The organism is Kribbella jiaozuonensis (assembly GCF_005233875.1).
GTDB classification, from domain to species: domain Bacteria; phylum Actinomycetota; class Actinomycetes; order Propionibacteriales; family Kribbellaceae; genus Kribbella; species Kribbella jiaozuonensis.
The window spans coordinates 1,903,012-1,923,638 of the sequence record NZ_SZPZ01000001.1 but is presented as its reverse complement, the minus strand read 5'-3'; the positions used below and the strand labels follow the sequence as shown (position 1 = coordinate 1,923,638).

Annotated in this window: 22 protein-coding genes; 5 read left to right on the top strand and 17 right to left on the bottom strand. The window is 68.1% G+C overall.

Annotation, left to right across the window (positions count from 1 at the left end; genetic code table 11):
• Positions 1 to 139: 139 nt before the first annotated feature.
• Both FDA38_RS09320 and FDA38_RS09315 read left to right on the top strand, forming a co-directional pair.
• On the top strand, positions 140 to 2,152 hold the full coding sequence (locus FDA38_RS09320; protein ID WP_137253613.1) for a golvesin C-terminal-like domain-containing protein: 2,013 nt from the start codon (positions 140 to 142) through the stop codon (positions 2,150 to 2,152).
• A gap of 31 nt (positions 2,153 to 2,183) precedes the next feature.
• The gene (locus FDA38_RS09315) at positions 2,184 to 3,335 is read left to right on the top strand and encodes an AAA family ATPase (protein WP_137253612.1); all 1,152 of its coding nucleotides are present in this window, start codon (positions 2,184 to 2,186) and stop codon (positions 3,333 to 3,335) included.
• A 2-nt stretch (positions 3,336 to 3,337) separates the two neighbouring features.
• On the opposite strand, the gene FDA38_RS09310 is transcribed toward FDA38_RS09315, so the two are convergent.
• The 10 genes from FDA38_RS09310 to FDA38_RS09265 form a co-directional block, all read right to left on the bottom strand.
• A complete protein-coding gene (locus FDA38_RS09310) occupies positions 3,338 to 4,174 on the bottom strand; it encodes a DMT family protein (RefSeq protein ID WP_202877600.1) in 837 nt (278 codons plus the stop codon).
• Entirely contained in the window at positions 4,175 to 4,897 is a 723-nt protein-coding gene (locus tag FDA38_RS09305; protein WP_137253611.1) for a CDP-alcohol phosphatidyltransferase family protein, read from the bottom strand.
• 151 nt (positions 4,898 to 5,048) lie between these two features.
• Positions 5,049 to 5,492 (bottom strand): nitroreductase family deazaflavin-dependent oxidoreductase, encoded by a 444-nt coding sequence (locus FDA38_RS09300; protein ID WP_137253610.1) that lies wholly within the window; start codon positions 5,490 to 5,492, stop codon positions 5,049 to 5,051.
• Positions 5,493 to 5,521: 29 nt separating this feature from the next.
• A complete protein-coding gene (locus FDA38_RS09295; RefSeq protein WP_137253609.1) occupies positions 5,522 to 5,962 on the bottom strand; it encodes an SRPBCC domain-containing protein in 441 nt (146 codons plus the stop codon).
• Between the two features lie 13 nt (positions 5,963 to 5,975).
• Positions 5,976 to 6,437: a hypothetical protein gene (locus tag FDA38_RS09290; RefSeq protein WP_233714610.1), complete on the bottom strand. Its 462-nt coding sequence runs from the start codon at positions 6,435 to 6,437 to the stop codon at positions 5,976 to 5,978.
• 37 nt (positions 6,438 to 6,474) lie between these two features.
• A complete protein-coding gene (locus tag FDA38_RS09285; RefSeq protein ID WP_137253608.1) occupies positions 6,475 to 7,569 on the bottom strand; it encodes a PP2C family protein-serine/threonine phosphatase in 1,095 nt (364 codons plus the stop codon).
• Between the two features lie 63 nt (positions 7,570 to 7,632).
• Complete coding sequence (locus tag FDA38_RS09280; protein ID WP_137253607.1) at positions 7,633 to 8,460, bottom strand: Fpg/Nei family DNA glycosylase; 828 nt, start codon at positions 8,458 to 8,460, stop codon at positions 7,633 to 7,635.
• A 168-nt stretch (positions 8,461 to 8,628) separates the two neighbouring features.
• Positions 8,629 to 9,096 carry a ribose-5-phosphate isomerase gene (locus FDA38_RS09275; RefSeq protein ID WP_137253606.1) on the bottom strand — a complete coding sequence of 156 codons (468 nt, stop codon included), beginning with the start codon at positions 9,094 to 9,096 and terminating at the stop codon, positions 8,629 to 8,631.
• Between the two features lie 16 nt (positions 9,097 to 9,112).
• Positions 9,113 to 9,853 carry a serine hydrolase gene (locus FDA38_RS09270; RefSeq protein ID WP_233714609.1) on the bottom strand — a complete coding sequence of 247 codons (741 nt, stop codon included), beginning with the start codon at positions 9,851 to 9,853 and terminating at the stop codon, positions 9,113 to 9,115.
• An 80-nt stretch (positions 9,854 to 9,933) separates the two neighbouring features.
• Entirely contained in the window at positions 9,934 to 10,548 is a 615-nt protein-coding gene (locus FDA38_RS09265; protein WP_137253605.1) for a mycothiol-dependent nitroreductase Rv2466c family protein, read from the bottom strand.
• 111 nt (positions 10,549 to 10,659) lie between these two features.
• Here FDA38_RS09265 and pepN point away from each other — a divergent pair, with 111 nt between their 5' ends.
• Complete coding sequence (gene pepN, locus FDA38_RS09260; protein ID WP_137253604.1) at positions 10,660 to 13,233, top strand: aminopeptidase N; 2,574 nt, start codon at positions 10,660 to 10,662, stop codon at positions 13,231 to 13,233.
• A 171-nt stretch (positions 13,234 to 13,404) separates the two neighbouring features.
• Complete coding sequence (locus FDA38_RS09255) at positions 13,405 to 13,842, top strand: hypothetical protein (RefSeq protein WP_233714608.1); 438 nt, start codon at positions 13,405 to 13,407, stop codon at positions 13,840 to 13,842.
• Here the strand turns inward: FDA38_RS09255 and FDA38_RS09250 are convergent.
• The gene (locus FDA38_RS09250) at positions 13,839 to 14,831 is read right to left on the bottom strand and encodes an aldo/keto reductase (RefSeq protein WP_137253602.1); all 993 of its coding nucleotides are present in this window, start codon (positions 14,829 to 14,831) and stop codon (positions 13,839 to 13,841) included. The genes FDA38_RS09255 and FDA38_RS09250 overlap by 4 nt on opposite strands.
• Positions 14,832 to 15,084: 253 nt before the next feature.
• Here FDA38_RS09250 and FDA38_RS09245 point away from each other — a divergent pair, with 253 nt between their 5' ends.
• Positions 15,085 to 15,789, top strand: coding sequence for a hypothetical protein (locus FDA38_RS09245; protein WP_137253601.1), 705 nt, complete (start codon positions 15,085 to 15,087; stop codon positions 15,787 to 15,789).
• On the opposite strand, the gene FDA38_RS09240 is transcribed toward FDA38_RS09245, so the two are convergent.
• From FDA38_RS09240 to malQ, 6 genes are all read right to left on the bottom strand, one after another.
• The gene (locus tag FDA38_RS09240) at positions 15,762 to 16,355 is read right to left on the bottom strand and encodes a GNAT family N-acetyltransferase (RefSeq protein WP_137253600.1); all 594 of its coding nucleotides are present in this window, start codon (positions 16,353 to 16,355) and stop codon (positions 15,762 to 15,764) included. The two genes, FDA38_RS09245 and FDA38_RS09240, sit on opposite strands and share 28 nt — an antisense overlap.
• Before the next feature lie 3 nt (positions 16,356 to 16,358).
• The gene (locus FDA38_RS09235) at positions 16,359 to 16,760 is read right to left on the bottom strand and encodes a DUF5130 family protein (protein WP_137253599.1); all 402 of its coding nucleotides are present in this window, start codon (positions 16,758 to 16,760) and stop codon (positions 16,359 to 16,361) included.
• Positions 16,747 to 16,998, bottom strand: a complete 252-nt coding sequence (ctaJ, locus tag FDA38_RS09230) for an aa3-type cytochrome oxidase subunit CtaJ (RefSeq protein ID WP_233714607.1) — start codon at positions 16,996 to 16,998, stop codon at positions 16,747 to 16,749. Before ctaJ ends, FDA38_RS09235 begins: the two co-directional genes overlap by 14 nt.
• 176 nt (positions 16,999 to 17,174) lie before the next feature.
• Positions 17,175 to 17,678 carry a hypothetical protein gene (locus FDA38_RS09225; RefSeq protein ID WP_137253597.1) on the bottom strand — a complete coding sequence of 168 codons (504 nt, stop codon included), beginning with the start codon at positions 17,676 to 17,678 and terminating at the stop codon, positions 17,175 to 17,177.
• 81 nt (positions 17,679 to 17,759) lie between these two features.
• Positions 17,760 to 18,359 (bottom strand): lytic polysaccharide monooxygenase auxiliary activity family 9 protein, encoded by a 600-nt coding sequence (locus tag FDA38_RS09220; RefSeq protein ID WP_137253596.1) that lies wholly within the window; start codon positions 18,357 to 18,359, stop codon positions 17,760 to 17,762.
• Positions 18,360 to 18,475: 116 nt separating this feature from the next.
• The gene (gene malQ / locus FDA38_RS09215) at positions 18,476 to 20,593 is read right to left on the bottom strand and encodes a 4-alpha-glucanotransferase (protein ID WP_137253595.1); all 2,118 of its coding nucleotides are present in this window, start codon (positions 20,591 to 20,593) and stop codon (positions 18,476 to 18,478) included.
• Positions 20,594 to 20,627: the final 34 nt, after the last annotated feature.

The window sequence follows — 20,627 nt, the reverse complement described above, 5'->3', positions numbered from 1 at the left end:
TTCCGTCGTACGACCAGCGGCCCGCAACCTCACCGGTTGCGGGCCGCTGGCTTTTCTTCCCGGAGTAATACCTATTAGCGTCTAGCGCCCGGGTGAACCGGGCCGGTACGGTCCTGCCACCCGTCGTGAGGAGAGTGGGATGCCGATCAGTCGTCGTACGTTGAATCTCGGGATCGCGGCCGGAGCCGCCGCCGCTGCATTGCCGACATCCGCCAACGCCACCGGACCACGTGGTGGCGGCGGTCACGGACATCACCAGCCGGCCGCGCCGGTCTTCGCCGAGACGACGTTGTGGGACAACACCGTCGACCCGCTGGCCAGCTACTTCGTCTACGGGTTGATCGCGACGCGTAGCGACACCCTCATCGCGTGCACCGAGGGCCGGCACGAGGTGTGTGACGCCGGTCCGCACGATCTGCTCATCCGGCGCAGCACGGACCGCGGACAGACCTGGCTGCCGACGCAGACGGTCGAGGCGTCGGTCAACGGTGAGAGCTGGGCCAACCCGACGTTCGTTGCCGACGGCCACACCGGCGAGGTCTTCCTGTTCTACAACCTCTGCGCACGGCTGCCCGAGAACACCAGCTGCTCCTCCGACACCGGCATCGTGCACTACCGCTCCAGCATCGACAACGGCGCCACCTGGGGCGAACGGCACAGTCTGGACGGTCTGTTCGACAGCTTCCCGTTCAACTGGGAGATGCACGGCCCTGGCCCCGGCCACGGCATCCAGCTGCAGTCCGGCCGACTGCTGCTCACCGTGTCGCACCGGACGATCATCACCGGCGTACCGACGGCAGACCGCAACTACGGCGCCTCCACGATCTACAGCGACGACCACGGTCGCACCTGGAAGGCCGGTGGCGAAGTACCGCTCGGGACGGGGCTGCCGACGGTTGGCGAGGCCAGGCTGCTGCAGCGGGAGGACGGGTCGATCGTGATGAACAGCCGGCCCGGCTCCGGCAACGACTGGCCGCGTGACTTCGCCATCAGCACCGACGAAGGTCTGAGCTGGTCGCGTGCGGTGATGGACTTCAGCGTGGGCCTGTTCAACGGCTGCGACATGGGCTTCCTCAGGTACACCGACCAGGCCAACCGCGTACTCCTCAGCCGGCCGGACTCTCCGATGCGCTGGAACATGACGGTCGCGGTGAGCTATGACGAGGGCAAGTCGTTCCGCTACAGCCGATCGATCAGCCAGCTCCGCGGGTACTACTCCGACCTCGCTCGGCTGTCCGACGGCACGATCGTCCTGCTGTACGGGTGCGACGGCGACATTGACAGCAGCCCGCGCCGGGTGGCAGTCGCCCGCTTCAACCTGGAGTGGCTGACCCAAGGACGCGACAGTCTGGCCACCGGGCCCGGCCTTTCGACGTCGTCGTACCCGATGAACTACCCGCGGCTCCCAGCGGGCGCTGTCGGCGCGTACGTCGACCAGTCGATCCACGTGGACCACGCCGACACGTACGAGCTCTGGCTGCGCTACTACCGCTCGGCCGACGGCGGACTGGTCACGGTGACCGTCGACGGGGACGCGCCGCGGGTCAGTGCCCTCGACCTGACCTCGTTCCGCGGCGAGGGCTACGACATGGTCCTGCTGGACCGTCGCCAGCTCACGGCGGGTCGGCACTCCATCCGCTTCACCTTGGCCGGTGCAGGCCGAGGCGGCGGTACGGCGGTCGCGCTCGAGCAGCTCACCCTCGCCAAGGCAGCGGCCACGCCGGACGTCCGCGAGGAGGTGACCGTCGACAACGGCGGGCTCGGCTTCGAGACCGTCGGGACGTGGGCCAGCGCACGCGGGATCCTCGGGTACTACGGCTTCAACTACCTGAGCCACGCCAAGGGCACCGGCGCCAACCTGGCCCGTTTCCGTCCCGCCATCCCCGGCACCGGTCAGTACGAGGTCCTCACGTCGTACACCGCCGATCCGAACCGCGCTTCGAACGCGAAGTACGTCGTACACCACGCTGCCGGTACGACGACGGTGACGGTCAACCAGCGCGTCCGCGGCGTACCTGATCCGCGTACTGGTGAGTGGGTGTCGCTCGGGACCTTCACCTTCGACGCCGGGCTGGACAGCTACGTGGAGCTCAGCGACGACGCCGACGGGTTTGTGATCGCCGACGCGGTCCGCTGGCGCAGGCTGCCGTAGTTCTGTCCGTAGGCCCCAGTACGTTGGGCGCATGTTGACGACGCTGGCGGTGGAGAACTACCGGTCACTGCGGCGGATCGTCATGCCGCTCGGCGGTTTGAACGTGGTGACCGGAGCGAACGGATCAGGCAAATCCAGCCTGTACCGGGCGCTCCGGTTGCTCGCCGATGCCTCGCGCAACGGCGCCGTCGCGGCCCTGGCCCGCGAGGGTGGGCTGCAGTCGACGCTGTGGGCAGGGCCGGAGCAGGTCCGCAAGGACCGGCCGGTGCAGGGCACGGTCCGGACCGGCCCGGTGACGTTGCGGATGGGGTTCGCGGGTGACGACTACGGCTATCTGATGGACCTCGGGCTGCCCGTGCCGATTCGTTCCGAGTTCAATCTGGATCCCGAGATCAAGCGGGAAGCGTTGTGGGCCGGTCCGTTCCTTCGACCGGCTGCCCTGCTGGTCGATCGGAGCAATCGCGAGGCGCGGATCCGTTCGTCCGGCGGCGAGTGGGAACGCGCGGGTCATCAGCTGCAGACGTTCGACAGCATGCTCAGCGAGTTCGCGGATCCGGAACGCGCGCCGGAGCTCATGCTGGTGCGGGACAGGCTGCGGGGCTGGCGGTTCTACGACCACTTCCGCACCGACGCCGACGCGCCGGCCCGGCGAGTGCAGATCGGGACGCGAACGCCCGTCCTGTCCCAGGACGGCGGGGACGTTGCGGCCGCCCTGCAGACGATCCGTGAGCTCGGCCCGCACGGCGCGCTCGACGAGGCCATCGAGCTGGGCTTCCCCGGCAGCCGTGTCGACGTCGTGAACACCGATGGGCGCTTCGAGGTTGCGTTCCACCAGCACGGTCTCCTCAGGCCGCTGTCCGGCGCCGAGCTGTCCGACGGCACGCTCCGCTATCTCCTGTGGGTCGCCGCTCTGCTGACTCCGAGACCGCCAGAGCTCCTGGTCCTCAACGAGCCCGAGACCAGCCTGCATCCCGATCTCCTGCCCGCCCTGGCAAACCTCGTCGTCACCGCGGCCAAGGAGGCACAGGTCATCGTGGTCACCCACTCGCGCCCGTTCATCTCCTCACTGCAAGCCCTCTCCCCCGACCTGCACACCATCGAGCTGGTCAAAGACCGCGGCGCCACCACCATCGACGGCCAGGGCCCTCTCGACGAACCACCCTGGAAGTGGCCCTCGCGCTGACCTCAGTGCTTGACCGACTCGAAGCGGACCAGGATCACCGAGCCGGCCGCCGAGAGGGCGAAGCCGATGATCGCTGCGGGCCACCAACCGGCGCGAACGGCGTCGTTGAGGACGAAGACGCCGACGGCGGCCGGAGTGATCGTCTGCAGCGCGATCATCGGCGTCGTTGCCAACGTCACCGAGCCACGCTGCAGCGCCAACGAGTACAGGATGAAAGCGAGCGCTCCACTGATCGGGAGCGTGTAGAGCGTGGGGCTGTGGAAGAGCTCGGAGATCGAGCCGTCCTGGAGCAGCCGGGCGGAGATGGCAACACCGGCGTACCCGAGACCGGCCAGCATTCCGAGCAGTGCGGTCGAGACACCGTGCTGCGAGCGGCTGGCGGTGGCGCCGAGTACGGCGATCGTGATGAGGCCGACGATGATGCCGATCGTGAGGCCGTGATGCTGCACGTTCGCGCCGGCGTCTCCGGCAGAGACCGCGAGCACGCCGAGGCCGACGCAGACCGCGGCCACGGCGGACCATTCGAGCGCGCTCAGCTGATCCGACATCAACCGCGTCGCGAGCAAAGCGGTGACGACCAGGCTGACCGCGATACCCGCCTGCGCCAAGTACAGCGGGAGTAGCCGCAGCGCGACGAAGTGCAGGCCAAAGCCGGCCAGGTTCAGCGCGAGTGCACCCAGGAACGCGGGCTGCTTGAGCAGCGCGACCACGAACCCGCCGAACCGCCGCGGACTCAGCTCCGACTCGGTCGGCACCTTCCGCGAACCGACCGCCTGCATGATCGCGCCGACACCGAACAGCACCGCGGCCCCCAGAGCCGCGCCAAGACCGAGAACCATCTACGCGACAGCCCTGCGACGCCAGGTGAGGTACAGACTCAGTACGCCGTAATAGACCAGGTACGACAGCGAGACCGCGACCACGATCGCGTTCGGGTTCGGCATCTGCGCGAGGAGTACGGCGTACGACGCGAGCCAGATCGCGGTCGTCAGCAGGTTCACCGAGCGGAACGCCTTCGTCCGCGACGGATACACGTACTTCACCGGGATGAAGACCAGGATCGAGCAGACGACCAGGATGATGCCGGTGGTGACCGGGCTCAGGCTGAGCACCACGACGTAGAACGCGACCACGTTCCAGTAGCTGGGGAAGCCGAGGAAGAAATGGTCCTCGGTCTTGGCGTCGACCCGGCAGAACTGGTAGCTGGAGGCAAGCAACGGCAGCGCCCCGAGGATCGCGCCCCAGGTGCCGGCCGGCAGGTAGCCGCCGGTCCACAGGAGGACGATCGGGGCGAACGCGTAGGTCAGGTAGTCGACGATGTTGTCGAGCATCGCGCCGTCGAACCACGGGATGGTTTCCTTCACCCGCAGCCGACGCGCGAGCATTCCGTCGGTCCCGTCGATCACCAGGGCCGCCAGTCCGAGCCAGAGGGCGCGGACCGCGTCGCCGTCGATGGCGGCGATCACGATCAGCAACGCGAGCACCGTTCCGCTCGCGGTATAGGCATGCAGTGCAAGTCCGGCCAGACGCAACCGCGTCGACCCGACGAACGGTTCCTGCACCGCGTCGTGTGTGGTCAGGACGACTCCCAGAACTCAAGCGACGCAGCAGCGCCGGGCCGGGTCAAGGTGAACCCAGCCGTCGCCAGCGTCTCACAAGCCTGGTCCGGCGACGGTCACCGCCCGTCATCCCACGCCGGATCTTTGCAAGGACTTAGTTGACCGGGTCCAGCAGGAAGAGCGGGATCTTGCGGGTGGTCTTGGTCTGGTACTCGGCGTACGGCGGGTACGCCTCGACGGCCCGGGGCCACCACTCGTCGTACTCCGCGCCCTCGATCTCGCGGGCGACGTACTCCTTCGTGGTCTCACCGTCCTGCAGGGTGAGCTTCGGGTCGGCCTTCAAGTTGTAGTACCAGACGGGGTTCTTCGGGGCGCCGCCGAGTGACGCGACCGCGGCGTACACGCCGTTGTGCTCCACCCGCATCAGCGGGACCTTGCGGATCTTGCCGGACTTGGCGCCGCGCATCGTCAGCAGCACCACGCGCATCCCCATGATGTCGACCGCGGCAGTGGTCCCGGCTTCGGTGACCTTCTCCACCTGATCACGGACCCAGCCGGCCGTGCTCGGCGCATATTCGTCGTCAGTGTTCGATGTCATGTCACCAATCGTAAGGTGACACGTCACCATCACCAACCGCCGCGTGTCGCGGAGCTGGTCAGGAGGCCGAGGGAGTTCTCCCAGGCCTGTGCGGACACCTCGGCGTGCTCGGTCTGCTGTTCCGGGGTCAGGTCGAGACGATCGAAGCCGGACTCGACGACGAGCAGGCGGGTGCCTTCGCCTTCGGGGGTCAGGGTGAATTCGACCAGGTTCGCGTTGCCCGGCGCGGGCTCGACGCCCGGCGCGACGGCGTACCGGTACGCGAAGCGGCGGCCCGGTTCGACCTTCTCGACGAAGCCGAGGAACTCGCCGTGTTCGTCCCAGCGCAGCACGAGCCGCCCGCCCGGCCGCAGGTCGAGCTCCGCACCGCCGAACGCGTACCAGTGGGCGAGACCGTCGGGCTGCGTCACCATGGCCCAGACCTCCTCCGGCCGAGCCTCGACGTACACCTCACGCTCCACGCTTTCCATGGGCCCCATCCTGTCAAATAGCGCAGGACTGCAGCTGGGTCGCGGTGGCGATGGTGGCTTCGATCCAGCGGCGGCGGAGGAAGTGCGCCTTGGCCAGCCGGTGCACACCGTCCAGGACGACCAGCCGGCCGCGGTACGCGACCAGGTTGATCGGGAAGTCGAGGTCCGCGTCCATCACCCGCTGGTAGTGAGCGCGGAAGTTCATCGGCGTCTCTGCGACCTGGTTCGGCGTGACCCGGAACCGTTCGCCGTCGAGCTGCCACAGCGGCAGGTCGAACATCCAGACCAGGTCGGCGATCTCGACCGGCTCGACCTTCAGGTCGAGCTCCCACAGCTTCGCCAGCTGCCAGCGGTACGGCGGGAACACCTCCCGCAACGTCTCCGGCATCATCGCGACCAGCTCTTCGAACGAGACGTCGGGCGCGGCCCGGTCCGCCCCGGCACCGAAGGTGTCGCCCAGCCCATCGATCGTCACGACGGAGCAGGCTACGCCATCGGCAGGGCCGCAGGTCTCAGCCGTGCGCCATCCGGTGGATGATCACGATCGCCGAGTCGTCCCCCGGCCCGCCGGCGGTCGCGACCAGGTCGGCCGCCCCGCCCACGAATCCCTGCGCCACAAGGCGTTCCGCGTGCCCGGTGAGCCGGTCCGTACCGCGGCCGATGTCCCGCCGCGGCGTCTCCACCATCCCGTCGCTGTACAGGAACAACGCGTCCCCGAGCCGCAGCTGCCCATGGTTCGCCTTGAACTCCGGCGCCTCCATCAACCCGAGCAACGGCCCGTCCGCGTCCCGCGTCTGCCATCGGCCCGACCAGGCGTCGAACTGGATCGCCGGCGGATGCCCGGCCGTGCGTACGTCGAAGTCCCCGGTCCGCAGGTCGAGCACGACGTGGACCACGGTCGCGAAGTCGTCGTCCCAGTCCTGCCGGCGGATGTACTGATTCGCCGACGGCAAGAACTCCTGCACCGGTACGACGCCGAGCAGTCCGCCGAACGCACCCGATAGCAGCAGCGCCCGGGTGCCGGCATCGATTCCCTTGCCCGAGACATCGACCAGCGCCACCTCGAGGAAGTCGCCGTGCATCGTCGACACCACGAAGTCACCCGAGAACGTCGATCCACCGGCGGACTGGATCGCCACCTCGACCCGCCAGCCCGGCGGCAACGGCGGCATCTCCCCCTGCGCGGTCAGCGTGTCCCGCAACTCCATCAGCATCGACTCGCTCCTGGTACCGGCCACGCCGAGCCGGCTGCGGACCTTGGCGCTGGTGATCATGATCCAGCCGACGATCACCAGCACCAGCACGAAACCGATCCGCGGCATCGTCATCCCGCGGGACAGGACGACGTACGAACCGAACGCGGCCGTGATCCCGGTCAACGCGACCAGCTCACCGAACCGCAGCAGCACGCCGCCGACGACCAGCGGGATGATCAGGAACGACGCCGGTACGAAGGTCATCCAGATGAAGCTCGCGATCGAGATCACCAGCTGAACCAGCGACAAGGCAACGAACGCCAGCCGATGGGAACGACGGGCACGACGACCCAGCGCTTCGACCCGGCGGCCGATGCGTCGTACCAGCGCTAGACCGCCGTTCTTCCTCATGGTGTGAAGAAGATAACGGTACCGATCGGTCCGCGCATCAATTCGCAACACAACTGATGGGTTTCAGCTCTTGCGAGTGAGTCCGGTCCGTTGACATTTGGGACACCAGAAAAGGTTGCGGCCGGCCAGGATCTTGGTCCGGATCACCGACTGGCAGACGAAGCAGTGCTGCCCCTGCCGCCGGTAGACGTAGACCTCACCACCATGATCGTCCTTGCGTGGGTCACGCCCCATCGCCTCCGGCGTGTGGTCGTCGGCAACGGTGTCGATCCGGCCGGTTTCGACGCCGTACTTCATCAGCGCGAGCAGGTCGTCCCACATGCCCTGCCACTCGCGCTTCTTGACCACGTTGCCCGGCGTCATCGGGTTCAGCTTGGCCCGGAACAGCACCTCGGCGCGGTACACGTTGCCGACGCCGCTCAGCACGTCCTGGTTCATCAGCAGCTGCCCGATCGGCAGCTTGCTGCGGTGGATCCGCTTCCAGGCGAGGTCCGGATCGGCGTCGTCGCGCAGCGGATCCGGTCCGAGCCGGCTGAGCAGCTTGTCGCGTTCCTCGCCGGTGATGACCTCGCAGACGGTCGCACCGCGCAGATCGGCGTACGACGTCGCGTTCTGCAGCCTGAGCCGCACCTGGCCGACAGGCTCGGGCACCGGGGCCGGGTGGATGTCCATCTTGCCGATCAGGCCGAGGTGGATGTGCAACCAGCCGGCACCCTCGAAGTCGGCCAGGAAGTGCTTGCCGTGGGCCTCGGTCTGCCGCAGTACATGCCCGTTGAGGAGCGCGGCGCCGTCGACGAACCGGCCCTGCGGGCTGGACGCCTGGACAAGACGGCCGCCGAAGGCGTCCCAGACGTCGTTGGCCAGGCGGTGCAGGGTGTGACCTTCAGGCATGATTCCTCATATGGGGACGACAGGTGGTTCTGGTGCAGCCAAGGGCGGACGCGCTGCGCCGCCCACTCCGGCCGTGGTCGGCACCGGCCGGTCGATGCGGGCCCGGGACGTTTCCCGGCCGCATCGTGAAGTAGAACGCCGGCCGGCGCAGCAAAAGTCCGAGGACGATCAGGGCAAGGGCGGGAGCTCGCCGGTCGACTCGTAGTCCGACAGCATCTCGATCCGGCGGGAGTGCCGCTCCTCGCCGGAGAAGTCGGTGGCCAGGAACAGGTCGATGAACCCGGTCGCCTCCTCCTCGGTGTGCATCCGCGCGCCCACGCTGATCACATTGGCGTTGTTGTGCTCGCGGCCGAGGCGTGCGGTGTCGGCGCTCCAGGCCAGCACGGCCCGGACCCCCTTCACCTTGTTCGCGGCGATCTGCTCGCCGTTGCCCGAGCCACCGATCACGATGCCCAGACTGCCCGGGTCGTCGACGACGGCCTGCCCGGTCCGCAGGCAGAACGGCGGGTAGTCGTCCACGGCGTCGTACACGGCCGGACCGTGGTCCACGACGTCGTGCCCGGCGGCAGTCAGGTGATCCACCAGGTGGTTCTTCAGCTCGAAGCCGGCATGGTCGCAGCCGATGTGCACTCGCATGGCGAGAAATCTACTGTCAGCCCGCCTGTGCGCGTACGCCGCCCGGCACAGTCAGCCCTGCGGTCAACTGAGTCACGGCGGCATAGGCCTGCTCGTACGGCGTGCCACTCGGGTGCAGCGTGAAGACCGCGACGATGGTCCGGTCGTCCACCCCGACCGTCCCGGTGGTGTGGAGTGCTTCGCTGACGAGATCCAACTCGGACTGCGGCTTCTTCCGGTCCGACCGGTAGCCACTCGACCCCTGGAACCCGGACCAGCCCTGTTTGATGCTGAAGTCCGGGTCGAACACGGAGGGGATCCCGAAGAACTGGTCGAAGCCGTCCGTGCCATACCGCGTCGGCCGGTGCAGCAGGTCCATCACGTACTCGCGGACCGGCTCCGGAGCACGGTCCAGGATGTATCGATAGATGCGGACCGTGTCGGCGGCAGTGATCGCGACGTACCCCCAGAAGCCCGGGTGGGTGGCGGGCGGTCCGGCCGTGTGAGTCAGGCCGAGCCGCTCCACCATCCGCTCCACGATCGCCGCGCCGCCCAGCTCGTCCCAGTAGTGGCTGGCCGCGTCGTCGTCACTGCTACGCAGCATGACCTCCAGCCGGGCCTGGTCGGCCGGCGGGACGTCGTACTGCGGACCCCTCCCCCAGAGGAAGTCCAGCACGATCAGCAGCTTCACCACGGACGCGGACCGGAACTGCTGGTCGGCGTTCGACTGCTGGACGAACTGTCCGGTGTGACGGTCGAACACAGCGATGCCGATCATTGGAACCTACTCACCACTTGGCGGATTGATTGGTGAGTAACCTTCGCTGGCAGGGGCGTTCGATTTCAACCCCTGAACCGTCAGTCGAAGATCGGACCGCGGTCGCGGGTGCGCTTGATCTCGAAGAAGCCCTCGGTACCGGCGACGAGCCGGACGCCGTCCCAGAGCTTGCCTGCAGCCTCGCCCTTGGGCGCCGGCGTGACGACCGGTCCGAAGAACGCGGTGCCCTCGACCGAGATGACCGGCGTACCGACCTCCATGCCGACCTGGTCCATACCGGCGTGGTGCGACTTCTTCAGCGCATCGTCGTACTTGTCGGTGTCCGCGGCCTCGATCAGCGACGCCGGCAGACCGACCTCCTCGAGCGCCTCCTTGACCACGTCACCCTTGCCGTCACCGACGCCCCGGCCGGCGACGTGGATCCGCTGGCCCAGCGCGGTGTAGAGCGGCAGCAGTACTTCGTTGCCGTGCGCCTGCTCGGCCGCGATCAGCACCCGGACCGGGCCCCACAGCCGGCTCAGCCCTTCCTTGTACTTCGGGTCGAGGTCTTCGCGACCGTCGTTCAGGACGGCGAGGCTCATCACGTGCCAGGTCGTCTTCACATCCCGGACCTGCTCGACCTCGAGCATCCAGCGAGATGTCATCCAGGCCCAGGGGCAGGCCGGGTCGAACCAGAAATCTGCAGAGGCAGTCATATTCCCCATCATACAAAGTTGAAGAACCCTAGATATCGTCTCGGTATCCAATACCCAATGTCGGGGGGAAACCCTCAGCGAACCTGAGAACCAGGTGCATAGGATGCGGACATGCCTGGAACCAACCTGACGCGCGACGAGGCGCGTTCCCGTGCGGGCGTCGTCAGTGACGTGACCTACGCGATCGAGCTCGACCTGACCGGTGCCCCGAGCGGCGCCCCGGTGTTCCCGTCCGTGACCACCGTCACGTTCACCGCGACGGCCGGCGCGAGTACGTTCGCCGACCTGATCGCGGACAAGGTCCGCTCGGTGACCCTGAACGGCGTCGCCCTCGATCCGGACGTGGTGTACGACGGTGCACGCATCCAGCTCGACGGGCTGGCGGAGCGTAACGAGCTGACCGTGGTCGCGGACTGTCTCTACTCCCGCACCGGTGAAGGGCTGCACCGCTCGGTCGACCCGGCCGACAAGGAGACCTACCTCTACACGCAGTTCGAGGTGCCGGACGCCCGCCGGGTGTTCACCACCTTCGAGCAGCCCGACCTCAAGGCCCCGTTCACCTTCACCGTCTCCGCACCGGCCCGCTGGGCAGTCATCTCGAACGCACCGACGCCGGAGCCGACGACGTACTCCGGTGAGAACGGCGAGGAGCTGGCCCGGTGGGAGTTCCCGCCGACCGAGCGGATCTCGACGTACATCACCGCGGTCGTCGCGGGTCCGTACCACGTGGTGACGGACGTGTACGAGGGTCCGCACGGCACGTACCCGATGTCGCTGGTGTGCCGTCCGTCGCTGAAGGAGGCGCTGGACGTCGAGGATCTGTTCGAGGTGACCAAGCAGGGCTTCGCGCTGTTCGAGGAGGCGTTCGGGACGCCGTACCCGTTCCACAAGTACGACCAGGCCTTCGTGCCGGAGTACAACATGGGCGCGATGGAGAACGCGGGCTGCGTGACGCTGCGGGACGAGTACCTGTTCCGCAGCCGTACGACGCACGCGGAGCTGGAGTCCCGCGCCAACACCGTGCTGCACGAGCTGGCGCACATGTGGTTCGGCGACCTGGTCACGATGACCTGGTGGGACGACCTGTGGCTGAACGAGTCGTTCGCCGAGTGGGCCAGCCACTGGGCCCAGGTGGTCGCGACGACGAAGTACTCCGACGCGTGGACGACGTTCTGCAACGCCCGGAAGAACTGGGCGTACCGGCAGGACCAGCTGCCGTCGACGCACCCGATCGCAGCCGACATGATCGACTTCCACGCGGTCGAGGTGAACTTCGACGGCATCACCTACGCCAAGGGCGCGTCGACGCTGCGCCAGCTGGTCGCCTTCGTCGGTGAGGACACGTTCGTCACCGCGCTGAAGGAGTACTTCCACGACCACGCGTTCGGCAACACCGAGCTGACCGATCTGCTCAAGCCGCTGGAGAAGGCGTCCGGGCGCGACCTGGACGACTGGACCGAGCGCTGGCTGCGGACCGCCGGTGTGAACACGCTGCGCGCCGACTTCGCCGTGGACGACGCCGGTGCGTTCACCTCGTTCGCGATCGAGCAGACCGCGACCGAGAAGTTCCCGGTACTGCGTCCGCACCGCCTCGCGGTCGGCCTGTACCGGCGTACCGACGAGGGCCTGGTGCGGACCGAGCGGTTCGAGGTGGACATCGACGGCGCCCGCACCGAGCTGCCCGAGCTCACCGGCGCGACGCAGCCGGATCTGGTGCTGCTGAACGACGACGACCTCACGTACGCGAAGATCCGGCTGGACGAGCGCTCCCGCGCCACGCTGGTCGAGTCGATCGACCAGCTGACCGAATCGTTGCCCAGGGCACTCGCCTGGGGCTCGGCCTGGGACATGACCCGGGACGCCGAGATGCCGGCCAGCCAGTACGTCGGCATCGTCCTGCGCGGTATCCGCGCCGAGACCGACCTCACCGGCGTCCGCTCCCTGCTCGCGCAGGCGAACAGCGCCGTCAACCAGTACGCCGCCCCGCAGAACCGTCCTGCGCTGCGGGCACAGCTCGAGGAGGCACTGGCCGGTCTGGTCGCCGACGCCGAGCCGGGCAGCGACCACCAGCTGGCATTCGTCCGGGCGTACAGCTCGGCCGTGTTCTCGGCGGCCGGCGCCGACCGGCTCGCCGGATGGCTGGACGGTCGCGACCTGCCGGAGGGCCTGGTCGTCGACACCGACCTGCGCTGGACGCTGATCGTGTCCCTCGCCCGCCTCGGGAAGATCGATGCGGACGAGATCGAGGACGAGCTCACCCGCGACACCACGATCACCGGTCAGGAGCGGGCCGCGCAGGCCCGTGCCGCCCGGCCGACCGCGGAAGCGAAGGAAGAGGCCTGGCGAATCGCGGTGGAGTCCGAGGACACCCCGAACGAGACGCAGTTCCGGACCATCCTCGGCTTCCAGCAGCCCGGCCAGGAGGACCTGCTGCGGCCGTACGTCGACAAGTACCTGAACGCGGCCAAGGACGTGTACACACGGCTCGGCTCGTCCATGGGCGAGAACGTCCTGGTGTACCTGTCCCCTCGCCACCTGGCCGACCAGGCGGCACTGGACGCGCTCACCGGCTGGCTGGCCGCAGAGTCGTCGGCGGTGGACGCTCCGACGCTCCGGTACGTCACCGAGGCACAGGCGGACCTGACCCGCGCCATCGCGGCGCAGGCGAAGGACATCGTCGCCTGATCGACGTTCAGACAGGGCCGGTCTCATCCGAGACCGGCCCTGTCGCGTTGAACCTCGATGTGCGGTAAGACTGGTTCGGTGCCCGCCTCCGACCCTGCCTTGGCCGGTGCGGCAGCTGTTGCGCTGACCGGACTCGCAGAGGCGTACAGACCCCGTCCCATCACTCCCTTGATGCCCTGGCGGTTCTCGCACCGCCTGGTGAAGCCGTATGTCATCACGGCCCGTGGGCGGCAGTGGGACGACCACATGGTCGAGGCGGCCCGCGGTACCGCCACGCGCCAACTCGACTTCGACGACGCGATGGGAGCGGTCGGGCTCGGCGTCGTCGTACTGCATCTGGGCGATGACGGCATCTACCTGGTGGTGCAGAGCTGGGCGAAGGACTTCCAGTCCCGGCTGAGCATCTTCAGCGGGATGGAGGTGGACGACCTCCGCCCGGCTCCGATCGGCGCCGCTCCGTGCGTCTGGGAGCTGGAGGTCCTCAGCCACGAACGCGCGTCGTACGTCCACCACATCCTGTCCGCGGACGTCGACATCGACGCCTGGCTCGACGACGCCCTCGACACCCGCCCGAAGGCGAAGTACGACGGCATCCCGTCCGGCACCTAGTTCTGACCGGCCGCGCCCAGCTTGTGGCGCTGCTCGGAGGTGAGCTCGAGGTCGACCGCCGCGAGCGTCTCGTCGATCTGGGCGACCGAGGAAGCACCTACGAGCGGGACGATCGGAATCTCACCACCCATCAGCCAGGACAGCACCACCTGGTTCGCGGTGGCGCCCGTTTCGCGCACCACCTCGTCCAGCGCGATCTTCCGCGCTCTCGTGCCGGCGTGGTCGTACAGCTCGTCCAGCGGCTTGTCGGCTCGGACATAGCTACCGCTGAGCAGCGGTGAGTACGCCACCAGTGTCAGGCCGGGCTCCGCACGCAGGTAGCTGAGCAACTGCCCGTCGGTGACGCCGATTGCGCCGTCCCGGGACCGGAGTCCACCCTGGTCGGTCCGTGCCCGGAAGTACGTGTGGTGATGCTGTAGAACGTCGCATGTCGGCAGACCGCCCGCAGCCGCCAGCGCCCGGAACCGCTCGATCTGCCAGCTCCAGTAGTTGCTCAGGCCGACCAGTCCGACAGTCCCCTCGACCGCGTGCTCCCCGAACGCCTCGACCTGCACTTCCAGCGGCGTGGCGGGATCCGGGACGTGCGCGTAGTACACGTCCACGTGGTCGCGGCCGAGGTTCTCCAGGCTGCGGGCCAGGGACTCCTTGATCACCTGAGCCGACAGTCCTTCGAGATCCTCGCTCAGCGCATTGGCGGGTCGCGGCGGTCGTCCGCCCACCTTGGTCGCGATCGTGAGCTCGTCCCCGACACCGCGACTCCGCAGCCAACGGCCGAGCAGTTGCTCGCTCTCACCGCCCTGGGTGCCGTTGACCCAGAACGCGTAGTTGTTGGCCGTGTCAACGAACGTCCCGCCCGCCTCGACGTACCGGTCCAGAATCGCGTACGACGTGGCCTCGTCGGTCGCCGTACCCATGAGCATCGCCCCGAGGGCGATCTGGCTCACCCGGCGCTGTCGCGCGGGGTCAGTTCCGATGGTCAGATAACGCATAGCAGGAGCGAACCAGCTAGAGCGCTGTCTAGGTCAAGCCATTGCTCTTCCGGATCGGCCGACCCCGTTCGGTAAGGATCAAACGATTGCTCGTCGGCGGATCGTGAGGGGTTGTGCGCGGTGCGCGATTCCCTTGCAGGGAAAGAGATTCTCGCCACCTGAGAGAGGCTCATTTATTCGGTCGTTCGGTTTAAGGTGGCCCGGACCATCCATCCACGGAGGTCCGGGTTTTTCTTGGGGAGGGGCCCTTGCCGTGACTCGCGTCGATCACCGGAAGCCGCCCGCTCGGGTTGCTCGCAAACAACAGAAGACCGCTGCCAGGCGCAGTACGCCGGCGGCAGGCCCGCGGAAGGCACAGCGTTCGCACAGCGCCATCGGCGCGGGCGTGGTGGCCGCGGCGGCGATGGTCGCGGTGTTCGGCTTCATCCTGACCCGGGGAACCTCGGACGACCCGCCGGCCGACGGACTGCGGATGGGATCGGGTACGGACAGCGGCGCCGCAGCACCGGCAGCTCCGACCGCCGGCGCGAGCGGGAGCGCCACGAAGGCAGACCGGCAGCCGCCGGCCTCCTCGGCCGCCCCGAAGGCCAAGGCTCAGAAGACGACGCCACAGGTGAACACCGGGCCGGTCTCGCCGAAGTTCAAGCGCGGCCAGTGGATCGTCGTAATCGACAAGTACCCGACCGACGTCGGCATGCCCGCGGACGAGACCGCGAAGAACACGGCGGCCGCGCTCACCCGCGCCGGGATCCCGGCGAAGGCGATGCTGGTCAACGGGCAGTACCCAGGGCTCACGAACAGCAGCTCGATGACACCGGTGATCAACACCTGGGTCGTCTACCTCGGCCCGGGGTCGTCCTCGGCGCAGGTGCTCAACCTGTGCCTCGATCCGCGCACCCAGGCGGCGTACCCCAGTCCGGCCTGTCCGACCTACGAGCCGGCCGCGTCCGCGGGCTGAAGAACCACGTCAGTGGCCAGCCGGGCATGCAGGTGTGAGTCGTGCCGCTTCCCGGTCGGTTCGACGTAGTAGTCGCGCATCACACCCTCCAGCTGGAAGCCGGCGCGGATCGCAACGTGGCACGAACCCTCGTTGATCAGCGAGTGGTCGAGTGAGATGCGGTGCAGGCCGAGACCGTCGGCTGCGAAGCCCCAGGTTGCTGCAGCGTCGAGTGCGCGCGCACCGAGCCGGCGGCCGCGGGCGAGCGGGCTGACCCAGTACGCCGCGACGGCCTGGTCCGGGACGCGGTGAACGTCCCGGAGCGACACGTTGCCGAGCACCTGGTCCGTACCGGCGTCCGCGATCGCGAAGATGGCGTTACCGCGGTTCCAGCCGTCGATGCGGGGCTCCAGCCACCGGCGGGCGCGCTGCTCGGCATGTGCGCGGATGACCGCCGTACCAGCGGTCCAGCGGAGGATGCCGGGGTCACGCAACGCCTCGGCCACTGCAGCCTCGTCGGATGCGACGAAAGGACGCAGTACGACGTCGCCCAGCTCGATGCGGCGGGGCTGCAGGGCCGGTGCCACGTGCTACAGCTTGTGCTGCTCGTCGCTGGCGTGCAGCAACGGCGGCTGGTGAGCGTGCGTCCCGAGCTGCTGTACGCCGGTGACGAGACCGCCGGTGAGGTCGCCGGTGGCGAACGACGTCTGCATGGTCAGCGCGGCCAGACCGGCGGCGGTGTCCGACAGTTGCCGCTTGGCCAGCGGACCGGTCACGATCTCGAGCCGGCGACCGGCCGGGTCGACGTACACCAGGACGCTGCTGTCCGGGTCGTCGAGCTCGTTGAACAGCTCGAGCGCGAACGGACGGGTCTCGGAGTCCGCGCCGCCGACGTACACGGAGAAGTGCAGGCCGGAGGTTTCCTCGGCGTACCGGACCGCTCGCTCGATGTCGTAGAGCTGATCGGGGGTGAATGCGTCACCAGCTGGCACTTGCGCCTCCGGTCGTGCGGGCGACGCCGGTGGCAGCAGTCGCGGTGGTACCCGGCGCGGCACTCAGCTGAGGCAGCTCGGGCAGGTTGGCCGGGTCCGGCTTGGTGGCCGTCGGTCCGTTGATCCAGACCGGCGGAGCCCACCAGGACAGCCCTGGGCGGTACCGCGGCCCGTCAGCGATCGACGACGCGAACACCAGCAACGCCAGCACCGCGACAACCAGCAGAGGGATCCCCACGAACACCAACAGGGAGTGCCCCGACAATTGAGGTATCACGCCCCGAAGCCTAGTACCCACAAGACCCGCGGCCGCCCCAGGGCCTCACCCTGGAGCGGCCACAGGTCCGCAAGCGGATCAGCAACCTCCGCAGTTCCCTCTCCACAACCCGCGCGGAGCGCGGCAGCCTTTGCTGTTCAGCAGCCGCCGCAGTTGTAGTACGTGATGTCCCAGTGGCTGCCCTCGTTCGCGTAGATGTTGCCGGCGCCGGAGCGCCACTGGGGGTAGCCGTCGCCGCGGTCGGCGATGCGGGTGAAGTTGTTGTGGACGTAGTTGGTCACACACGTGGTGATCGCCACGTCCACCTTGTAGCCGTTCCAGTGGCTGTACGTGCCGCTGGCGTGGCCGGTCTCGGTGCCGCCGGTGATCCGGATCGCGCACCCGCTCGCCTGCTTGAGCGTGCGAACGCCGTACACCGTGCTGTCGTTGATCTGGTCGAACGACGTACAGGTCGGGTTGTTGCGGTTCGAGCAGCCACCGCTGGACGACCAGGTGATGCCGGCGGCCGAGAAGATCGCGGTCGCCTGGGCGTGCGTCATCTTGGTCAGCGCCGACGCCTGCTCGACTGCCACCACACCGGGCAGCAGGCCGACGAGGACGGCGACGATCGGGACGACGACGCGACGGAGCACTGACTTCATGGGGACACTCCTTGAAATATGGGGCGGTTATTTCAAGGAGTGCACTGCCCAGGAAAGATATTGGCGAAACGTCAGATTGAATTAGAAATTAACATCCGAGCACTGGTAGAAGGCGTTCGCGGTGTCGGCGATGGTCCAGACCGCGAGGATCATGTGCCGTCCGGTCCGCCCGGTCGGGATGGTTCCGGGGTGGGACACGTCGGTCGCCGGACGCGCGCCGTTCATCGGGACGGTGAGGAACGGTTCGAGCTCCAGCGCGGACCGCGTCAGCGGCTGGGTCGGATCCCAGCCCTGCTTGGTCATGTAGTACTTGAAGTCGGTGGTCGCGTGCGCCGCGGTCAGATGCCACGAGAACGTGAACCCCTGACCACCCTGGAGCTGGGTGGCCGGCCAGGTCCCGCCGCGCTGATCGTCCAACTCGGCGAACTGCGGCAGCCCGGCCGAGCAGAGGCTCCCGTCGGCCGGACCGGCCTGCGGGAACCCCTTGGGTCCTTCCACACTCTGCGGCTCCCACTGGATCTGACCGCAGTCCTGCACGACTCCGTCCTGACAATTCTTGGCCCGGCTGATCGGCCCGGTCGTGTATCCGTGTCCGTAGGCGAGCGGCACCGACGTACACACCGTCAGCGCGAGCGCGCCGACGGCAATTCCGGCGATACCGAGTTTCCTTTTGCGCAGCATGCGAGCTCCTTCAACTGCTGGGGCGGTGGAACAGCGAAGGAAGGCGCCTCCTGCTCAATAGAAAACAACCGTTCAAATCTATTGTCAACGGTTGGTGAGCAGTTGGATACGGAAAGCTATATGTTCAGCGCACCGATCAGCCGCCGGAGCCGGTGGTTGTTGGGCAGGTCCTCGACCAGGACAGGTTCGCCATCGGGCCCGCCCAGCGGGATCCGCCAGTTCGGGTACTCGTCCGTGGTCCCCGGCTGATTCTGCGTACGCCGTTCGCCGACCGCATCCGTCAACGCGACCCCGACCAGCTTCGACGGCGTGTGCGCGACGTACTGATGCAACGCCTCCACAATCCGCTCGACGTCACCGTCGGTGTCGCTCAGCAGATGACGCTCGCGCAATGCCGCCAGCCAGGCGTCACGGTCCGCCTCGTCGACGGCAAGCTCCTCCGCGACCGGACGCGTCAGCAGACCGAGCCGGTTCCGCAGCTCGACGTGATCGCCGGCCAGGTACCCAGCTGTCGGCGGCAGGTCGTGCGTGGTGACAGTGGCCAGGCACAGCTCCCGCCACCGCTCCGGCGCCAGCGGCTTCCCGTTGGCATCCCGCTCGAACCACAGCACCGACGTACCGAGGATCCCGCGCTCGGTGAGGTAGTCACGCACCCACGGCTCGACCGTACCGAGGTCCTCGCCGATCACGGTCACCCCTGCGCGCTGGGCCTCCAGCACCAGGATCCCGATCAGCGCCTCGTGGTCGTACCGGACGTACGTTCCCTCGGTCGGCCGCTCCGGCGACGTGACCCACCACAGCCGGAACATGCCGAGGATGTGGTCGATCCGCAGCCCGCCGCCGTGGCGCATCACGGCTCGCACCAGATCCCGCCAGGCGGCGTACCCGGTCTCGGCCAGCGCGTTGGGCCGCCACGGCGGCTGCGACCAGTCCTGTCCCTGCTGGTTGAACGCGTCCGGCGGCGCACCGACGTGGATGTTCCGCGCCAGCACGTTCTGCAGCGCCCACGCGTCGGCACCGTCCGGATGCACGCCGACGGCAAGATCGTGTACGACGCCCAGCGACATGCCGGCCGCCTTCGCCCGGGCCTGCGTCCGCGCGAGCTGCTCGTCCAACTGCCATTGCAGCCAGCAGTGGAACTCGACCTCGTCCGGGTTCTCGTTGCGGAAGGCAACAACCGCCGGCGACACCGGCTCCTGCAGCTCCTCGGGCCACTTGCTCCACTCCGGCCCGTGCACGTCCGCGATCGCGGCCCAAGTGGCGAAGTCGATCAGCCCCTGGCTCTCCCGGTCGCAGTACGCGCCGTACTCCGCGATCCGTCCGACCGACGGCTGCACGCGGAACAGCAACTGCAGCGCCTCGCGTTTCGCCGCCCACACCGTGTCCCGGTCCAGCGCGGTGACGTCCTCGCTGAGCGCTCGCGCCTGGAGCGCCAGCGTCCGCACACGATCCCGCTCGGCCGGCGCGAGGTCGCCGTACTCGTCGATGTCCTCGATCCGGAGGTAGATCGGGTTGCTGAAGCGTCGCGACGCCGGCAGGTACGGCGAGGGCTCCATCCGCCCGGCCAGCTCCGCTGCGTGCAACGGGTTCACCAGCACGAAGCCGGCGCCCAGATCATGCGCCGACCATGCGGCCAGGTCACCCAGGTCGTGCAGGTCGCCAATCCCCCACGAGCGGCGCGAGCGAACGGAGTACAGCTGCAGCACCCAACCCCAGGTGCGGTGCAGCTTCTCCGGCTCGAGCTTCCGCGGCGTGACGATCAGCGTGCTGACCGAGATCTCCGGATTGGTACCGATCCGCGCGCACAGCCGGTGGTACCCGAGCGGCAGGTCCCCGGGCAGCTGGAACGTCGCCTCGCCGACCTGTACGCCGTCGACCCACTCCGGCTCGACCCAGTGCTCCTGCTGCGGGATGTCGCGCCGCTGACCGCCGTCCTCGAGGTCGACCCACACCTCAGCGGTCGACCCGTGCGGTAGGTGTACGGCGAACCACGGCGTCCATCCCTCACGCATCACCACGGTGGCGGGCAGAGTGCGGCGCCAGCGCGCCTCTTGGTGCTCGGCCAGCGCGAGTGCGGCCTTGTCCGGCGTGGACGCATCCACACCGAGCGCAGCGAGCACGTCGGCCACGACCTCGCTCGAGACGATCACATGCTCGCCCTGCCAGTTCCAGTACTCCGTCGCCACGCCATGGGCAACCGCTAGCTCGACAAGGGCTGCAGTAGGAGCTGTCACCTCAGCGAGTCTGCCGTATCAACCGCACCAACGG